This window comes from Amycolatopsis eburnea (genome assembly GCF_003937945.1).
In the GTDB taxonomy this organism is placed as follows: domain Bacteria; phylum Actinomycetota; class Actinomycetes; order Mycobacteriales; family Pseudonocardiaceae; genus Amycolatopsis; species Amycolatopsis eburnea.
In genome coordinates this window covers 511,550-529,448 of sequence record NZ_RSEC01000059.1, presented here as the reverse complement: position 1 = coordinate 529,448, position 17,899 = coordinate 511,550, and the positions used below count along the sequence as shown (strand labels likewise).

Annotated in this window: 13 protein-coding genes; 6 read left to right on the top strand and 7 right to left on the bottom strand. The window is 71.3% G+C overall.

Annotated elements, in window-relative coordinates; all coding sequences use genetic code 11:
• Positions 1–39: 39 nt before the first annotated feature.
• The 7 genes from EIY87_RS34575 to EIY87_RS34545 all read right to left on the bottom strand — a co-directional run bounded on the left by EIY87_RS34575 (position 40) and on the right by EIY87_RS34545 (position 10,422).
• Positions 40–1,497, bottom strand: a complete 1,458-nt coding sequence (locus EIY87_RS34575) for an arabinofuranosidase catalytic domain-containing protein (protein ID WP_263855647.1) — start codon at positions 1,495–1,497, stop codon at positions 40–42.
• 36 nt (positions 1,498–1,533) lie between these two features.
• Complete coding sequence (locus EIY87_RS34570; protein ID WP_125314096.1) at positions 1,534–2,553, bottom strand: LacI family DNA-binding transcriptional regulator; 1,020 nt, start codon at positions 2,551–2,553, stop codon at positions 1,534–1,536.
• A 69-nt stretch (positions 2,554–2,622) separates the two neighbouring features.
• Entirely contained in the window at positions 2,623–3,975 is a 1,353-nt protein-coding gene (locus EIY87_RS34565; protein ID WP_125314095.1) for an RICIN domain-containing protein, read from the bottom strand.
• A gap of 21 nt (positions 3,976–3,996) precedes the next feature.
• Positions 3,997–5,286: an extracellular catalytic domain type 1 short-chain-length polyhydroxyalkanoate depolymerase gene (locus tag EIY87_RS34560; protein WP_225440218.1), complete on the bottom strand. Its 1,290-nt coding sequence runs from the start codon at positions 5,284–5,286 to the stop codon at positions 3,997–3,999.
• A 152-nt stretch (positions 5,287–5,438) separates the two neighbouring features.
• Entirely contained in the window at positions 5,439–8,300 is a 2,862-nt protein-coding gene (locus EIY87_RS34555; RefSeq protein ID WP_125314094.1) for a PQQ-dependent sugar dehydrogenase, read from the bottom strand.
• Positions 8,301–8,329: 29 nt separating this feature from the next.
• Positions 8,330–9,502, bottom strand: a complete 1,173-nt coding sequence (locus tag EIY87_RS49175) for a ThuA domain-containing protein (RefSeq protein WP_125314093.1) — start codon at positions 9,500–9,502, stop codon at positions 8,330–8,332.
• 176 nt (positions 9,503–9,678) lie between these two features.
• Positions 9,679–10,422 (bottom strand): FadR/GntR family transcriptional regulator, encoded by a 744-nt coding sequence (locus EIY87_RS34545; RefSeq protein ID WP_225440217.1) that lies wholly within the window; start codon positions 10,420–10,422, stop codon positions 9,679–9,681.
• 248 nt (positions 10,423–10,670) lie between these two features.
• On the opposite strand from EIY87_RS34545, the gene EIY87_RS34540 reads away from it, so the two are divergent.
• The 6 genes from EIY87_RS34540 to EIY87_RS34515 all read left to right on the top strand — a co-directional run bounded on the left by EIY87_RS34540 (position 10,671) and on the right by EIY87_RS34515 (position 17,899).
• A complete protein-coding gene (locus EIY87_RS34540; protein WP_125314092.1) occupies positions 10,671–13,040 on the top strand; it encodes a ricin-type beta-trefoil lectin domain protein in 2,370 nt (789 codons plus the stop codon).
• Positions 13,041–13,056: 16 nt separating this feature from the next.
• Positions 13,057–14,133 (top strand): ricin-type beta-trefoil lectin domain protein, encoded by a 1,077-nt coding sequence (locus tag EIY87_RS34535; RefSeq protein ID WP_125314091.1) that lies wholly within the window; start codon positions 13,057–13,059, stop codon positions 14,131–14,133.
• Positions 14,134–14,282: 149 nt separating this feature from the next.
• Positions 14,283–14,846, top strand: coding sequence for a DJ-1/PfpI family protein (locus EIY87_RS34530; RefSeq protein WP_125314090.1), 564 nt, complete (start codon positions 14,283–14,285; stop codon positions 14,844–14,846).
• A complete protein-coding gene (locus tag EIY87_RS34525; RefSeq protein ID WP_125314089.1) occupies positions 14,843–16,177 on the top strand; it encodes an ABC transporter substrate-binding protein in 1,335 nt (444 codons plus the stop codon). The genes EIY87_RS34530 and EIY87_RS34525 overlap by 4 nt, the downstream gene beginning before the upstream one ends.
• A complete protein-coding gene (locus EIY87_RS34520; protein WP_225440216.1) occupies positions 16,174–17,034 on the top strand; it encodes a carbohydrate ABC transporter permease in 861 nt (286 codons plus the stop codon). The genes EIY87_RS34525 and EIY87_RS34520 overlap by 4 nt, the downstream gene beginning before the upstream one ends.
• Positions 17,024–17,899 carry a carbohydrate ABC transporter permease gene (locus EIY87_RS34515; protein WP_125314088.1) on the top strand — a complete coding sequence of 292 codons (876 nt, stop codon included), beginning with the start codon at positions 17,024–17,026 and terminating at the stop codon, positions 17,897–17,899. Before EIY87_RS34520 ends, EIY87_RS34515 begins: the two co-directional genes overlap by 11 nt.

Genomic DNA, 17,899 nt, shown 5'->3' with positions numbered 1-17,899 from the left:
ACCGCGGCCCGGGCGTTCGGTTCTCCCCGGAACAAGGCCTCAGCGGTACCCGGCCGCGACGATGTTCGCCTGCACCGCGTTCTCCGTCGCATCCGACGGGTACCCCGCCACCATCGCCCCTTCGTAGAACGTCCCCGCGCTCAGGTTCGCGCCCCCGCCCGGCTTGCAGCAGTCACCGCCGCTGCCCAGCACGATCGCGCCCTGCTTCTTCATCGGGCTGTAGCCGTTCGGGAGGTTGCCGTCCCACAGGGTCGTCAAGCTGCCGGACTGGGCGTCGCTGCCCTTGATCGCGAAGCGGGACGTGCCGTTGTTCTTCAGCACCGCCGTGACGAACTTGCTGCCGAACGCCCGCTGGTTCGGGTTCCACGTCTGGCTGCCGCCGGGGTACAGGCCCCACTCGAGGTCGGCCTGCACCCACGGGCCGGTGCCGGAGCAGCCGCCGAACCAGCACTGCTTGCCGAAGTTGAGGGCGTCCATCGCGCCGGCGGCGTCGGCCTTGCGGGTCGTTTCGCTGTTGCCGTAGTCGAAGCAGCAGCCGCTGTTGACGTGGGTCCCGCTGGTCACCATGTACATGCCCTCGGGCGCGCTGCCGGTGGGCACGCCGGTCAGGTGGCCGTCGCGCCAGTAGCTGTTGCCCGGGTTGATGTACAGCGAATACGCCTTCCGGCTGCCGATCGTGAGCGACTCCGTGGTCGACTTCGCCGGGCTGCTCTGGCTGGAGCCCGGCACCACGCTCGACCCCTGGTACCACAGGTCGTTGCCCCGCCCGGACTGGTCGTAGACCACCGTCGTGACGCAGGAGGTGTTGGCGCAGAAGGAATCCTGCCCCGCGGCGTCCGCGGCACCACCGGCCGCCACGACGCTGATGTTGCGCGTCGCGTTGTCGGACGCGCGCCGGACCTGGTACAGGTTGCCGCTGTAGGCGCCGTAGAGCGCGCGGACCGTGCTGTGCGCGGCGATGCACGGCGTACCACCCGACGCGTAGATGTCGCACGGACCCGCGCCGGTGGGCACCGAAGTCCCGGTGGTCCACCGCTGGTTGCTCTGGCCGTGACAGGTCCAGATGATGACCGGGGTCCCGTTCGCCGTCCCGGCGCCGTTCACGTCGAGGCACAGCCCCGACTGGACGCCGGTGACCGTGCCGTCGGAGTTCTGCCGCCACTGCTGGTTCGCCCCGCCGGTGCAGGTCCAGATGATCACCGCCGTCCCCGGCGCCGTCCGGTTGCCGTAGGCGTCCACGCACCGCGTGCCGCTCATCGCCCGCAGTTCCCCGGCGGCGGTGAACTCGAAGGACTGGCTCGCCTGGCCGGTGCAGTCGCGGATCTCCAGCGCCGTACCCGCCGTGTCCACGCCGCCCGCCACGTTCAGGCACCGCCCCGACGCCGCGCTCGTGAGGGTCGTCGCCGCCGCGGACGCCGGTGCCGCGCCGGCCAGCGCGGCCGCCAGCACCGCGGCCGACACCAGGACGGCGCGCACCGGCTTGACTCGAATGGTCACGGGTTCTCCTTCGGATGTTAGCGCTAACAGAAATGGTCAAGCGGTCGCGCGCAGGATGAGCTTGGTGTCCAGCACGGCGCAGCGGGGCGCGGCCGAGCCGCCGAGCATCGCGAGCAGCTCGCCGGTCATCCGGGCGCCCATCTCTTCGATCGGCTGGCGGACGGTGGTGAGCGGCGGGTCCGTCCGGCGGCCGATCGGCAGGTCGTCGAACCCGATGACGGCCACGTCGCCGGGCACCCGCCGGCCGGCGCGGTGCAGGGCCCGCAGCGCGCCGACCGCCATCATGTCGGAGGCGGCGAAGATGGCGTCGACGTTCGGCCTGCGGTCCAGCAGCCGGGTGGTGGCGTGCTCGCCGGACGCCTGGCCGAAGTCGCCGAACACCACCAGGCCGCGGTCGGCCTGCCCGGCGCCCACCACCGCCTGCCGGTAGCCGAGCAGCCGGTCCACGCCCGCGGTCATGTCCTGGGGGCCGGCGATGGTCGCCACGGTCCGCCGCCCGGCGTCGATGAGGCGCTGGGTGGCCCGCTGCGCGCCACCCCGGTTGTCCACGTCGACGTACGACGAGCAGCCCCCGCCCCCGACCGGGCGGCCGCCGAACACCACCGGGATGCCGAGCCAGTCCAGGTCGAGCGGACGGCGGCCGTGCATGCCGACGACGAGGGCGCCGTCGACGTGGCCGCCGTCGAGGTACCGCAGCACCGGGGCCTGGTAGTTCTCCGTCGCGGGCACGGTGAGCAGGACGAGCTGCAGGCCCGCCTCGGTCAGCTCCTTCCCCGCGCCGGCCGAGATGCGGGCGAAGAACGGATCGGCGAACAGCCGCAGCACCTCCTCGCACACGACCAGCGCGACCGAGCCGGTGCGGCCCGCGGTCGCCCGCGCGGCTCTCTGCCGGGCGTACCCGAGAGCCGACATCGCCGACTCCACCTGCTTGCGCGTTTTCGGCCGGACCCGCGGAAAACCGTTGAGCACGCGGGACGCGGTGGCGGTCGACACGCCGGCCGCCCGCGCGACGTCGGCCAGGGTCGGACGGAGCTGGGGCAACTCGACGGACGACACGTTCGCTCTCCCAAGACTTCGTTGTCTCTGCAAGGGCTCGATGGAGGATACCGCCGGTCAGCGGGCAGGTCAGGCGCGCTGAAGCCGGAACCGCTGGTTGGCCCCTCCGGTGGCCGTCCACTGGGAGATCCGCGCGCCGTCGGCGGTCGAGGCGCCCCAGACGTCCATCGTCAGACCGCTCAAGCGGTTGACCAGGCCGACGACGCCGCCACCCAGGTCGGCCACGCGCCACTGCTGGGCGGCGGCCCCGGAGTCCGGCTGCTGGCTGATGTCCGCGCCGGTGCCCGACCCGGCCACCTGGAGCACCAGGCCGCTGTGGCGCGCGCGGACGCGGTAGTAGCCGTCGCCGGAGTCGAGGAAGTCGAACTGCTGGTTCTGCCCGCCGGTGGCCGTCCACTGCTGCAGCAGGGCGCCGGCCGCGGTGGAGACGCCGCTGATGTCCAGGAGCTTGCCGCTGTGCTCGGCCGCCAGGGTGTAGTTCACCCCGACCTGAACCGGCGACCCGGACGGCGGCGTCGAGGAGCCGAACTGCGTGAAGAACTTCCAGACCTCGCCCGACGTCCAGGTCTGCCAGCCGCTGCAGGTGCACCCGTCGCGCGGGCCGGGGTCGTGGCCGCCGTCGAACGCGGCCCAGACCACCGGGTAGCCGGCCCGGCAGCCGGAGTACGCCGTGACGATGTGGGTGTGGCTGCCGCTCGAGGGCTCCGGCGGGTTCTGCGCGGCGCACCCGTTGTTCCGGACGAACTGGTCGCGCAGCGCGCGGCCGGACGCGATGGGCAGGACGTTGTCCCCGATGCCGTGCATGCCGATGTACGCGACCGGCTGGGTGCCGCCGCTGCACCCGCTGAGGTTGGCCCCGGAGTAGACGGCGACCGCGCGGAAGACCGACGGCCGCGCGCAGGCGAGCGCGTAGCTCATCGCCCCGCCGTAGCTGAAGCCGCCCGCGAAGACCTGGGACGTGTCGACGCACAACGCCGCCTCGAGCTGCCTCAGCAGGTCGTCGATGAAGGTGACGTCCTGGCCGCCCGGGTTGGCCCAGCCGTTGCCGTTGCCCTGGGGCGCCACGAAGATCGTGGTGTTGCCCGCGCTGTCGGCGAGGCGCCGGAGGCCGTAGTACGACCAGTTGTAGCCGTCGGTCCCGCCGGAGTCGACGTCGTTGGCCGTGCCGCCGCGCCAGTGCAGCCCGACGAACAGCCGGTACGGGTGGGAGCTGTCGTAGTTGGACGGCACCCGCAGGATGTAGCTGCGGTTCTGGCCGCCGCTGGAGATCGTGTGGCTACCGCTGGCCAGGCCGGGAGCGGTCCCGCACCCCGCGGTGCCTGCCGCCGCCGCACGGGGGACGGCGGCCTGGGCGGTGCCGATCGCGGGCGTCATCAGCAGCGCCCCGATCGCGGCCGACGCGAGCAGACGTCTGAACCTCATCGCGTGCGCTCCTTTCCCCGGTCAGTTCCGGGTCCATTGCTGGGTGGTGGCGTGCGTGCAGGTCCCGAGCCGGACGGCGGTGCCGTTCCCGGTCGCGCCCGCGAGTTCCAGGCAGAGCCCCGACTGCGTCCCGGTGATGGTGCCGTCGGAGCCGATCCGCCACTTCTGGTTGGCGCCGCCGTGGCAGGCCCAGATGATCGCGGCCGTGCCGGGCGCGGTCCCGGCGCCCTCGGCGTCGAGGCAGCGCAGCGAGCCACCGGAGTAGACGGTCAGCTCCCCGGCCGCCGTGGCCGTCCACGTCTGGTTCGCGCCGCCGTGGCAGTCCCAGACCTGCAGGCGCGTGCCCTGGGTGGTCGACTGGCCCGGCACGTCCAGGCACCGGCCCGCGGCCACCGACCGCACCGGCGCGCCGGTGGCCGTGCTCCCACCGGCGTCGAGGCCGAGGAAGGAGATGGCGTACGCGAGCATCCCGGCCTGGGGCAGGGTGTGGCCGGTCCCCGCGATCGTGATGCCCTCGACGGGCGCCTGGGTGCCGGTGCCGCCGTAGCGGTTCCGGGTCCACGACGACTGCGGGTGGTCGGTGGCCGACGGCGTCTGGCCCAGCCCGCGCAGCGCGGTCCACTGCTTGATCTCTTCGCCGTAGTTCGGGTACGCCAAGGTGGTGTCCTGGTCGCCGTGCCACAGCTGCATCCGCGGGTAGCCGCCGGAGTAGCCGGGGTACATGGCGTGGGCCTGGTCGGCCCACTGCTGCGCGGTCTTGATGACGTTCCCGCCCGCGCACTGGCTGTTCCAGAGCGAGCCGTCGGTGGTGGCGAAGCAGCCGGCGGGCACGCCGGAGAAGGCCGCGCCGGCGGAGAAGACGTCGGGGTATTCGGCGGCGAGGACGTTGGTCATCATGGCGCCCGAGGAGAAGCCGCTCACGACGATGCGGCCCGGGTCCACGTTGTAGTGCTGGCGGGTCCAGGCGACCATCGCCATGATGCCGGTGCTGTCACTGCCGCCGTCGCGGGTCAGGCCCGCTTTGGTGGACACGTCGAAGCAGTGGCCGTCGCGGGTCGCTTCGGGGACGACGACGAGGTAGCCGTAGCGGTCGGCCGCCGTCGCGTAGTCGTGCCCGTTGCCGTTGAAGATCGCGCTCGCCGAACCGCTGCAGTAGTGCACCAGCACGAGCAGGGCCGGTTTGGGCGCCACGTTGTCCGGCACGTACAGGTACATGCCGAGGTTGGTCGGGTTGGCGCCGAACCCGGTGACGCGGGTCAGCGTGGCGGCCTCGGCCGGCGCGGCGGTCGCGAACACCGCCACGAGGGGCACGAGGAGGAGGAACGCGAGGGCTCCGACGAGGCCACGCAGTCGGCCCCGCCTGCCGCCACCCCGCGCGCCGAACGTCTTGAATGAGTCATTCAGGTCTTCGGAGGTCCTGAATGACTCATTCAGGACACCGGGGGAACGCTCCGGACCGTGTTTCATCGCAGGCTCCACTGCTGGTTGGCCTGGCCGCCGCAGGACCAGAGGATGATCTTCGTGCCGTTGGCCGTGCCCTGGGCGTTCGCGTCGACGCACAACCCCGACTGGACGCCGGTGATGGTGCCGTTGGCGTTGACGTTCCACTGCTGGTTCGCCTGGTTGTGGCAGTCCCAGATGATGACCTGCGTGCCGTTGGCCGTGCCCTGCCCGGACGCGTCCAGGCACTTGTTCCCGTAGACCACCAGCTGCTTCCCGCTGGTGTAGGTCCACAGCTGGTTGGCGGCCTGGCTGCCGCAGTCGCGCAGCTGGACCTGGGTCCCGTTGGCCGTCGAGGAGTTCGGCACCTCGACGCACCGGCCGGACTGCGTCCCCACGATCTGCTTGCCCGCGGCCGGGGTGCCTGGCTGGCCGACGCCGGCGCCGGTGAAGTGCACCCAGTTGACGTTGAACAAGTAGGCGGCGCCGCTCTGGCCGGCGGGGTTGCGGGCCACGAAGTAGAGCTTGCCGGTGCCGGTCGGCGGGCTCGCCAGGGTGACCGCGAAGTCCTGCCAGTTCTGCCAGCCGCCGGTGCCGGTGATCGGCACCGAGGTGACCAGTGCGCCGTCCGGTGCGTTGCGGCGCACCTCGAGCGTGCCGCCGGAGCCGCCCGAGGAGGCCCGGACGTGCAGCCCGGTGATGTTGTCCAGTGCGATCGGGTCGACCGACCACCAGTCGCCGTCCTGGACGAACGCCGCGCTGCTGCCGCCGCCCGTCGGGTCGGTGGCGGCCTCCACGGTGACGCCCGGGGTGTCGGTGCCCTTCCCGTCCGCGGTGCGGCCGGTGGCGGTGAAGAACTCGGCCTGCTTCATCTCGGGTTGCAGGATCGCCTGGGCGCGGGTGGTGATCGGGCCCGCTCCCCCGGCGCCGCCCTTGTCGGTGTAGGACGCTTCGACGACGTAGAAGATGTTGTCGTTTTCGCTGTGCCCCGAGGAAAGCGTGGTCTGCACGTCGGCGGTGCAGCCGTGGTACTGGTCGAGCGGGTGCCCGTGCTCGTCGTGGCCGAGGTAGGCCTGGATGGTGACCTGCGAACAGTCGATCGTCCCGTCCTCGGGATCGGTGACCGTGACGGCGAAGCGCACCTTGTCGCCCCACTCGAACAGCCCGCCGGTCGGTGGGGTCGTGATGGTGACCGACGGCGCCGTGTTGCCCGCGGTGATCGCGACGCTCGCGGTGCCGGTGGCCCCGGCCGAGTTGGTCACGGTGAGCACGGCGGTGTAGTTGCCGGCGGCGTAGGTGTGGCTCGGGTTCGCCGCGGTGGACGTGGTGCCGTCGCCGAAGTTCCAGCTGTAGCGCAACGCCGAGCCGCCCGGGTCGGCCGAGCCGGCGCTGGAGAAGTTCACGGTGAGCGGCGCCGGCCCGCTGGTGCGGTCCGCGGCCGCCTTCGCGACCGGTGCGGCGGAGCCCCCGCCGAGGTAGTCGACCCGGTCGATGGACGCGTCGCTGTTGCCGCCGCCGTACCCGGTGCCCCATTCGATGATGTAGAGGGCGCCGTCCGGGCCGAACTTGAAGTCCATCGGCCGGTTGAACTTCACCGACGGCAGCAGCGGGTCGATCGAGGTGACGTTCGTGCCGGCGCTGTCGAGCTGGAAGGTGTACATCGAGCTGGTGTTCCACTCGGCGAAGACCGCCCGCCCGTCGAAGTCCACCGGCCACTTGCGGGTGGAGGAGAGGTTCGGGTCGTACCGGTAGACGGGACCGGCCATCGGCGCGCCGCCGGACAGCTGCGGGAAGTGCGCGGGGTCGGCGGTGTAGTGGTAGTACACCTGCGCGGGGATGGCCGGCGGCAGCTTGGTCAGGCCGGTGTTGTTCGGCGAGCTGTTGGTGGGGCCGCCGGCGCAGTCGAACTTCGCGCCGGAGGTGCCGGTGGCGAAGTCGTACTGGTTGTAGGGCAGGTTGGGGCCGATGCAGAACGGCCAGCCCGCGTTTCCGGGTTGGCTGACGACGTCCCATTCCACGGTGTTCTGCGGGCCGCGGGTCGAGCTGGCGTTCGGCGCGTCCGGGCCGTAGTTGGCGACCAGGGGGTAGCCGGTCTTCGGGTCGAGGCCCATCCGAAACGGGTTGCGCTCACCCATCGTGTAGATCTCCGGGCGGGTGTTCGCCGTTCCGGGCGGGAACAGGTTGCCCGAGGGGATCGTGTAGGTGCCGTTGGACTCCGGGTGGATCCGCAACACCTTGCCGGACAGGCTGTTGGTGTTGCCCGCGGTGCGTTCGGCGTCCCAGTACGCGCGCCCGGACCGCCGGTCGAGCGGGCTGTAGCCGTCGGAGGCGAACGGGTTGGTGTTGTCCCCCAGCGACAGCCACAGGTTGCCGTTCTTCTTGTCGATGACCATCCCCGCGCCGTGGTGGCAGCATTCGGCGCGCTGCACCGGCACGTCCAGCACGACCTTCTCGGTCGACCGGTCGATCGTGTCGCCGGTGACGGTGAAGCGGCTCAGCCGGTCGACGTTGCCGGCGTTGTTCGGCGAGTAGTAGACGTACACCCATTGGTTCGTCGCGAAACCGGGGTCCAGCGCGATGTTGAGCCCGCCGGACTCGTTGGCCGTGAAGACGTCGAGGTGCGTCGCGAGGACCGCGGTGCCGTTCGGCTTGACGACCTTCACGTCCCCGAGGCGGTCGATGTAGAACACGCGCCCGTCCGGGGCGACGTCCAGCGCCATCGGGTTGGACGTCTCGGTGTGCAGGGTGACCTTCTGGAACTTCGAGTCGGGTGGCAGGGCCGCGGCGGCCTGGCCCGAGGGGGTCGCGAGGACGGGAACCAGCGCGGCGGCCACCACCGCGGCCACCGCCAGCGCGCCGCGGCGCAGCGCGGAAAATCCGGACATGACAGGTCTCCTCGAAGCAGCCGGGTGGTTCAGCGCAGGGTCCACTGCTGGTTGGCCTGCCCGCTGCAGGACCAGAGGATGATCTTGGTGCCGTTGGCCGTGCCGCGGCCCGAGGCGTCCAGGCAGAGGTTCGACTGGACACCGGTAATCGTGTTCGCGCTAACATTCCACTGCTGATTGGATTGCCCGGTGCAGTCCCAGATGATCACCGGCGTGCCGTTGGCCGTACCGCGGCCGGAAGCGTCCAGGCACTTGTTCCCGTACACCGTCAGCTGCTTGGCCGCGGTGTAGGTCCACGTCTGGTTCGCCTGGCCCGCCACGCAGTCCCGCAGCTGCACCTGCGTGCCGTTGACCGTCGAGGCGTTCGGCACCTCCACGCACCGGCCCGACTGCGCGCCCACGATCTGCTTGCCCGACGGCGGCGGTGTCGTGGTGACCGAGCAGTCGGCGGCGACGGCACCGGCCGCGGTCCGGATCCCGCCCAGCAGCAGGTGCCGGAAGTTCGCTTCGCCGAAACTTTCGATCGTGTGGCCCATGGCGGTGTACCAGGCCCGGCCGCCGTCGAAGTCGTGGCACCACGTGGTGGGGTGGTCCGCGCCCATCGTGCCACCCGAGTAGCTCGATTCGTCCACAGTGGTCAGGACGTGGACCGACGGGCGCGGGTTCGCCCGGAAGTCGTACCACTCGTCGAAGTGGGTGTACTGCGCCGGCAACCCCTGCGTGGACGGGTGGTTCGCGTCTTCCACCTTCACGAGCGCGTTCTGCTGCGCCGGGTGCTGCTTGAAGTAGGCCCCGACCAGCTGGCCGTACCACGTCCAGTCGTAGCCGCTGTCGGACGCGGCGTGGACGCCGGCGAACCCGCCGCCGTGCTCGATGTACCGCCGGAAGGCGTCCTTCCCGGCCTGCGTGCCGACCGGGTCGCCGGTCGTGGAGAGGAAGACGACGGCGGCGTACGGGGCCAGGCCGGCGTCGGTGAACGTGGAGTCGTCCTCGGTGGCGTCCACCGCGAAGCCGTTCTGCTGCCCCAGTTCCCGGATCGCGGCGATCCCGGCGGGGATGGAGTCGTGGCGGAACCCGGTGGTCTTGGAGAACACCAGCACCTTGAAGGCCGCCGCGGGCGCGGCGGCGACGGGGGCCGCGAAGCCCAGGACCAGTGCGGCGAGCAGGACAACCGCGCGCAGAGCACGAGACAGCGTCGTCACGGGTACTCCTCTTCAGGAGCGCGAGGAGCGTGCGGGGTGCGCGCTCCGGAATCGTCCGGCTACCGGCCGAACGGGCAAGAGCCAAGATAAGAGTGCTTGGCGGCAAAGGTCAATGCGCGGTGAAACTTACGCAGCCGCATCGTGTCCACAAAGGAATGAGCACGACGGTGCCGTGCTCATCGGGCGAAGAGGCGCCGCTGGATCTCCCGCCGGTAGTCCTCCAGGGTGTTGTCGAGGTGGACGGCGACCGCCTGGGCCGCGCGGTCCGGGTCGCCGTCCCGGACCGCGCGGTGGATGGCCGCGTGCTCTTCGACGGCGGCCGACGCGTGCCCGCCGACCGCGCCGGACATCCCGATGATGTTCGTCTGGCGTTGCAGGCGGCGGGCTTCGCGCACGGCCGCGACGAGGAACTGGTTGTGGGACGCGGTGGCGATCGCGAGGTGGAAGTCGTCGTCGCCGCGGTCGAACAGCGCGCTCTGCCCGGTCAGGTGCCCGCGACGGCAGGTCTCGGCGGCGGCCTCGATCGCGCGCAGCTCGACCGGCGTGGCGTTGGCCGCCGCCAGCCGGCCGGCCGCCGTTTCCTGGACCCGGCGGAACTCGAAGAGCATGTAGACGTGGTCGAGGTCGGCGGGCAGGAAGAAGCCGCCCCACCGGGGCGCACCGAGCATGCCCTCGTCGTCGGACACATACAGCCCACGTCCCTTGTGCGCTCGCACCCGGCCGATCGCCGAGAGGATCTTGACGGCCTCCCGCACCACGGTCCGGCTGGTTCCCATCCGCGCCGCCAGCTCGACCTCGGTCGGCATCCGGTCGCCGGGTTTCAGGTCCAGCTCGGCGATCAGGTGCAGGAGCTGCTCGGCCACCACTTCGTAGCCGGGCCGGTACGGGGCAGGCGGTGCGGTCTCCTCGTCACGAGTCACCCGATGAGTATGACTCACCGGCTCCGGCGTGTGACTGTACCGCGCCACACCGGCGTGCGGTCAACACCGCCGAGAGCCGGAATGAAAGTTACATGCGTTGGCACAGGTGAAAATGTCGAACGCGGATGCCGCGCCGCCGGACCCCTTGACGCCGGTCACCCGATGACCTCGTATGAGTCGTACACATCCCGCCCCCTCGGCCCGTCCGATCCACTGTGGACCGTCCCGTCCCCGGAGAGGTTGCCGCCATGCCGCCGCGCCCCGGTTCCGCGGCCGCCGCGCTCGTCACCGCCCTCCTGGTGACCGCGGTGGCCGCGCCGCCCGCCCACGCCGCGACCGTCACCATCGCCGTGGCCCCCACCGGCGACGACGCCAACCCCGGCACGCCCGACCGCCCGGTCGCCACCCCGGCCAAGGCCCAGCAGCTGGCCCGCGCGCAGTCGGGGGCTTCCGACGTGGTCGTGCAGCTCGCCGGCGGCACGTACCGGCTTTCGGCTCCGCTCGAGTTCACCAGCGCCGACTCGGGGCAGAACGGCCACACCGTCACCTGGCAGGCCGCGGCCGGCCAGACGCCCATCCTTTCCGGCGGTACGCAGGTAACCGGCTGGGCGGTGCAGGACGCGGGCCAGAACATCTGGGCGGCCGCCGTGCCGCCGGGCACCGACTCGCGGCAGCTGTTCGTGGACGGCGTGCTGGCGCCGCGCGCGGCGATCCCGATCTCACGCACCGACGTGCAGATCACCGCTACGGGCATGACCATCGTCAACCCCGCGCTGAACTACCTCGCCACGCTGCCGCGGCAGGACCGGATCGAAGTGGAGAGCCAGAACTCCTTCACCGACCGGTACTCCCCCGTCGACCACATCAGCGGCACGTCGATCGTCATGCGGCAACCCGCGTGGAACAACAACAACTGGGGCTACGACACCCTCGCCAAGCCCTTCGGCGGCGGCCAGCTGTTCCTGGAGAACTCCGCTTCGTTCCTGAAGAACGCGGGCCAGTGGTACCTGGACCCGGACGCCGGCAAGCTCTACTACAAGGCACCGGCCGGCTGGGTGCCCGGCGCCCACGACGTCGAACTCCCCCGGCTCACGTCGCTGCTGCAGATCAGCGGCACCTACGACGACCCGGTGCGCGGAATCGCCTTCCAGGGCCTGCACTTCGAGCACACGACGTGGCTCACGCCGGGCACTTCGGTCGGTTACGCCAACCAGCAGAGCGGCACGTTCCTCCCCGCCGCGGCGCCGATGCCGGGCGACTTCCTCAGCTCGTGCCAGTCGGGCTGCCCGCTGTTCGAGGGCGCCCGCAACGGCTGGGCGCAGGCCCCGGCCGCCGTGCAGGTGTCGGCCGCGACCGGGATCACCTTCAGCGGCAACACGTTCACCCACCTCGGGCAGGTGGCGCTGGGCATCGGCAACGACGCGAACGCCCACGCGTCCGGGATCGGCCTCGGGGCGTCGTCGATCGTCGTGGACCACAACACGTTCACCGAGGACTCGGGCTCGGGCGTCGTCGTCGGCGGCGTGCGGCCGGACGCCCACCACCCCGCGAACCCGGCGATGACCAACCGCGACATCACCTTGTCGGGCAACACGATCAGCCGCGTCGCGCTGGACTACCGGGAAATGGCCGGCATCCTGTCGACCTACGTCACGCACGCGGTGATCACGCACAACGACGTCGCGAACCTGACCTACGACGGCATCGACGTCGGCTGGGGCTGGGGCGCGAACGACCCGGGTGGCAGCCAGGACTACCGCAACCGCGGCCTGTACAACTACCAGCCGGTCTACACCACCCCGACCACGTTGCGGGACACGGTTGTCAGCTACAACCGGGTGCACGGCACCAAGAAGCTCATGCACGACGGCGGGAGCATCTACAACCTCTCCGCCAACCCCGGCAGCTCCATCGACCACAACCACGTGTACGACAACAACCGCACGGTCGGCCTGTACCTGGACGAGGGCTCGCGCTACGTTTCCCTGTCGGCCAACGTGATCCAGGACTCCGGCGTGTGGGCGTTCACGAACGCCAGTGGCAGCAACAACACCAGCGACAGCACCTTCAGCGGCAACTGGTACAACGGCGGTGCGACGAACGTGGCCACCGGGCCGCCGCACAACAACGTCCTGAGCGGCAACGTCCAGGTGAGCGGCACCAGCTGGCCTTCCGGCGCGCAGCAGGTCATCGCCGCCGCGGGCCCGGGCGGCACCGGGCCGGCCGCGACCCCGGTGCGCGCGGCCGGGGCGGGCCGGTGCCTGGACGTCAGCGGCGCGAGCACCACCCCCGGCGCGCAGGTGCAGATCTGGGACTGCCACGGCGGCGCCAACCAGTCCTGGACCCGGACCACCGCGGGCGAGCTGACCGTGTACAGCGGCGACAGCACCCGGTGCCTGGACGCCTCCGGCCAGGGCACCACCCCGGGCACCAAGGTCGTCAGCTGGACCTGCAACGGCGGCGCCAACCAGCGCTGGCAGGTCACCTCGGCCGGCGCCGTCGTCGGTGTCCAGTCCGGACTGTGCCTGGACGTCACCGGCGGCGGGACCGCCAACGGCACCGCCGTCCGGCTCTGGACGTGCACCGGGCAGGCCAACCAGCAGTGGACCTTCGGCTGACGGATCGAGGAGAACCATGAGAATCCGGCTCATCGCGGCCGCGCTGTTCCTGGGCGCCCTGCTCCCGGCCACCCCCGCGGCCGCCGACTCCAACGGCGGCGTCCGGGTCATGCCGCTCGGCGACTCCATCACCGAAGGCACCCAGGTTCCCGGCGGGTACCGGATCGGGCTGTGGCAGCGCCTGAGCGCGGGCGGCTACCAGGTCGACTTCACCGGCTCGCAGTACAACGGCCCGGCCGCCCTCGGCGACCACGACCACGAGGGCCACCCGGGCTGGCGCATCGACCAGATCGACGCGAACGTCGTCACCTGGCTGCGGAACACCGGCTCGCACACGGTCCTGCTGCACATCGGCACCAACGACATCCTGCAGAACTACGACGTCGGCCGCGCACCGGCCCGGCTGTCCGGCCTGATCGACCACATCACCGCGACCGCACCGGACGCCGAGGTCTTCGTCGCCACGATCATCCCGCTCGCCAACTCCGGGCAGGAGTCCGCGGCCCGCACGTTCAACTCCGCGATCCCCGGCATCGTGACGGCCAACCAGAACGCCGGCAAGCACGTGCACCTGGTCGACCTGCACTCGGCGGTGACCACCGGCGACCTGATCGACGGCATCCACCCGACGGCAACCGGGTACGACAAGATGGCCGCCACCTGGTTCGGCGCGCTGAAGTCGGTACCCGGGAGCATCGGCACCCCCGGGACGTCGTCGGCACGGCAGATCGTCGGCGCGCAGTCGGGCCGGTGCGTGGACGCGGCGAGCGCCGCCAACGGAACCCAGGTCCGGCTCCAGGACTGCGGCGGCCAGGCCGGCCAGGCGTGGACCCCCGCCGGCCAGACGCTGACCGTCGGCGGGACGAAGTGCCTCGACGCGTCCGGCCACGGCACCACGAACGGCACCCCGGTGATCGTCTGGGACTGCCACGGGCAGACCAACCAGCAGTGGACGATCACCGCGAACGGCTCGATCACCGGCGTCCAGTCGGGCCTTTGCCTCGACGCGTACGGACAGGGCACCGCCAACGGCACCCAGCTGGTCCTCTGGACCTGCAGCGGACAGGCGAACCAGCGCTGGACGCTGCGCTAGACCGCACCCCGGCGAGCGCCCCAATGTGGCCTTCGGTGCGTCAGACGCACCCAAGGCGGCCTTCGGTGCGTCAGACGCAACCAAGGCCACATTGGGGCGCTCGGCCCGGGCGTCAACGAACTTTCGACGCGTGACCCAGGAGGAACGACATGGCCCGAGTGCTGGTGCTCACCGGCGACGCCGCCGAGGAGCTCGACTCGATGTACCCGATCTTCCGCCTGCGCGAAGGCGGACACGAGGCGGTCGTGGCCGCGCCCACGACGCGGCCGGTGCGCCTGGTGGTCCACGACTTCGAACCCGGCTGGGACGCCTACACCGAGAAACCGGGGCACCTGCTCCCGGTCGACCTGGCGTTCGCCGACGTCGACCCGGCCGAGTTCGACGCGCTCGTGATCCCCGGCGGCCGCGCGCCGGAGTACCTGCGGGCCGACCCGGAGGTGGCCCGGATCGTCCCGCCCTTCTTCGCGCGCGAGCTCCCGGTCGGCACCATCTGCCACGGCGCCCAGGTCCCGGCGGCGCTCGGCCTCCTGCGCGGCCGAACCACAGCCGCCTTCCCGCCCCTGAAGCCGGACGTCGAGCAGGCGGGCGCCACGTTCGCCGACGCACCCGACGTCGTCGACGGCGCGATGGTGTCCTGCCGCGGCTGGCCCGACCTGCCCGAGTGGTCCCGCGCTTTCCTCCGCGTCCTCGAGAAGGCGAGCCAAGGTTCATGACGACCTCAGCCCGACGCGCCGGCAAGCCGGTCCGGCGCGTGCTCGGCGCCGCCGCCGTCCTCGTCGCGGTGACGGCGTGCGGGACCGGTGGCGGCGGCGCCCAGAACGAGTTCCAGCCGGTGCCGCAGACCGGCGGGCCGCTCACCGTGTGGGTCGACTCGACGCGGCTGCCCGCCGTCCAGCTGTACCAGAAGCAGCACCCGGCGGCGCAGCTGAACGTCGTCACCTACGACGGCGACGCCAACGGCTCGAACTACCTGCAGACCAAGGTGAGCCTGTTCAACCGCACCCGCAGCGGCTGGCCGGACGTCGTGTTCAGCACCCAGAACAACGAGACCTCCTGGGCGGTGCAAGCCGGCTTCACCGCGCCGCTGAACAAGGGGCAGATCCCGGCTGCCACGCTCAGCGAGTGGGCGCCCGGTGCCAACGACCCGTGCACGGTGGACGGCACGCTTTACTGCCTGCGCAACGACCTCGCCCAGACCGTGCTCTGGTACAACGCCGCCCTGATGCGGCAGTGGAACTACCAGGTGCCCCGGACCTGGGAGGAGTACCAGGCGCTGGGTGAGCGCGTCGCCGCCGAGCACCCCGGTTACCTGGTCGGCACGGCCGGGGACAGCTTCACCCCGGAGATCTATCTGTGGGCGGGCAAGTGCGGCGCCAACCAGATCACCGGCCCGAAGACGGTCAAGGTCGACACCACCAGCCCGGCCTGCACCCGGATGGCGGCGCTCCTCGACACGCTGGTCCGGAACCGGACGATGGCCACCAGCAGCGTGTTCAGCTCGGACTTCGACAAGAACTCCGGCGACAAGATCCTCATGCTGCCCGGGCCGTCCTGGTTCGGCGGCTCGATCTTCCAGGAGTCGTTGAAGACGCCCAAGGGCCAGATCGCCGTCGCGCCGATGCCGCAGTGGGCAGGCGAAACGGCGCCGTCGGTCGGCAACGTCGGCGGCGGCACCTGGCTGCTGTCCGCGCACAGCGCCAACCTCAAGGCCGCCACCGACTTCCTCACCTGGGTGACCACCGCGCCCGACTACCAGGGCCAGGTCGCGCCGGGCTACCCCGCCCACACGGGCGCGGCGAAGTCCTGGCTCGCGAAGCAAGCAGCCAGCGGGTACTACGTCGGCGACATCACCGGGCCGTTGCGGACGGCCGCCGCGCAGGTGTGGCCCGGCTGGGGGTACGGCCAGTTCAGCCAGGAGGCGATCTGGGCCGCGACCGTCACGCCCGGCCAGACCGCGGGCAAGACGCTCGTCTCCCTGCTCCCCGACTGGCAGCAGGCGATCACCGACCACGCGCGGGCCACCGGCTACGAGGTCGGCCGGTGAGCACGGGCCGGACCGGGCACCTGTTCGTCGCCGCGTACGTCGTCCTGCTGCTCGCGTTCGGCATCGTGCCCACGGGGTACGCGGTGTACTTCGCGTTCACCGACGCGGGCAACCGCTTCGCCGGCCTGGCGAACTTCGCCGAGGCCGCCGAAGACTTCCGGTACCTGCCCGCGGTCGGGCACGTGGCGCTCTACCTGCTGTGCTGGCTGGTGTCGCTGGTGGTGCTCGTCGTCGGCCTGGCCCTGCTGCTGCACCGCCTGCGCTCCCGGACGGCGGGCACCGCCCTGCGCTTCCTCTACTACCTCCCCGGGGCGCTGGCCGGCGCGGCGAGCGTCCTGGTCTGGCTCTTCATGCTGGACCCGGCCGTGAGCCCGGTGGGCTTCCTGCTGCGGGCGGCCGGGTTCGACACCTTCGGCCAGGTCGTCGCGCCCGGGCACCTGCCGGTGCTGTTCACCGCGATCGCGTTCTGGACCGGCGCGGGTGGCTGGATCGTCGTGATGTACGGCGCGCTGAACACCATCTCCCCCGACCTGCTGGAAGCGGCGCGGATCGACGGCGCGGGCGCGTGGCAGACCGCGTGGCGCGTGCAACTACCGCTGCTGCGCAAGTGGATCGTCTACCTGGTGATCCTCGCGTTCGCCGGTGGCACCCAGCTGTTCGTCGAACCGCAGCTGCTTTCCCAGGCGAGCGTCGGCGTCGCCGGCCGCGACTACTCGCTCAACCAGCTCTCCTACGACTTCGCGTTCCAGTACGACAACGTGAACACCGCCGCGGCCGTCTCGGTCGAGCTGCTGGTGCTCAGTGTGGTCGTCGCGGGCGTGTTCGTCGCCCGGTCGGGGTTCTTCGATGCCGGCTAGCCCCCGCCGCAAGCCGCCGAACCCGGCGGCGGTCCTGGTGCTCGCGCTGTTCGTGGTCTTCTTCGCGCTGCCGGTGCTGTGGCTGGTGCTGGCCGCCACCAAGACCGACGACCAGCTCGTGCACGGCAACCCGCTGTCGTTCGGCTCGTGGGACGCGCTCGGGGACAACTGGACCGCGTTGACCTCCTTCGGGGACAACGCAATCCTCCGGTGGCTGGGCAACTCCGCGACGTACTCGTTCGTCGCGCTCGCGATCACGCTGTGCGTGGCGATCCCGGCCGGCTACGCCCTCGCGATGACCGAGTTCCGCGGCCGGCGCACGCTGCTCGTCGCGACCCTGGTGGTCATGCTGATGCCGAACGCGACCCTGGTGGTGCCGCTGTTCCTCGAAGCCAACGCGGTGCACCTGATCGGCTCGATGTGGTCGATCATCCTGCCGTACGCGTTCTACCCGTTCGGCGTGTACCTGACCTACATCTACTACAGCACTTCGATGCCCCGCGACCTGATCGACGCGGCGACGCTCGACGGCTGCTCGCCGTTCGGCGTGTTCCGCCACATCGCCCTGCCCCTGGCCGCCCCGGTGGCGGCGCTCGTCGGGTTCTTCAGCTTCGTCGCCAACTGGACCAACTACTTCCTGCCGTACGTCCTGCTCCCGGAAAGCGACCAGTTCCCCGTCCAGGTCGGCCTGGGCACCCTGCTCGCCGCCGTGCCCCAGTTCAACCCGACCGCCGGCACCGCGGCGGTCCACCGGCCGGAGCTCGCGCTGGCCACGCTGCTCGCGATCACCCCGGTGCTCGTCGTCTTCCTTTTCTCCCAGCGTTTCCTGGTAGCCGGCATGCTCGCCGGCGCGACCAAGGAGTGA

Excerpts from the sequence above, each read along its gene's own strand:
- EIY87_RS34565 (WP_125314095.1), bottom strand. The coding sequence starts at position 3,975 with ATGAGGTTCAGACGTCTGCTCGCGTCGGCCGCGATCGGGGCGCTGCTG.
- EIY87_RS34555 (WP_125314094.1), bottom strand. The coding sequence starts at position 8,300 with ATGTCCGGATTTTCCGCGCTGCGCCGCGGCGCGCTGGCGGTGGCCGCG.
- EIY87_RS34540 (WP_125314092.1), top strand. The coding sequence starts at position 10,671 with ATGCCGCCGCGCCCCGGTTCCGCGGCCGCCGCGCTCGTCACCGCCCTC.
- EIY87_RS34535 (WP_125314091.1), top strand. The coding sequence starts at position 13,057 with ATGAGAATCCGGCTCATCGCGGCCGCGCTGTTCCTGGGCGCCCTGCTC.
- EIY87_RS34530 (WP_125314090.1), top strand. The coding sequence starts at position 14,283 with ATGGCCCGAGTGCTGGTGCTCACCGGCGACGCCGCCGAGGAGCTCGAC.
- EIY87_RS34525 (WP_125314089.1), top strand. The coding sequence starts at position 14,843 with ATGACGACCTCAGCCCGACGCGCCGGCAAGCCGGTCCGGCGCGTGCTC.
- EIY87_RS34515 (WP_125314088.1), top strand. The coding sequence starts at position 17,024 with ATGCCGGCTAGCCCCCGCCGCAAGCCGCCGAACCCGGCGGCGGTCCTG.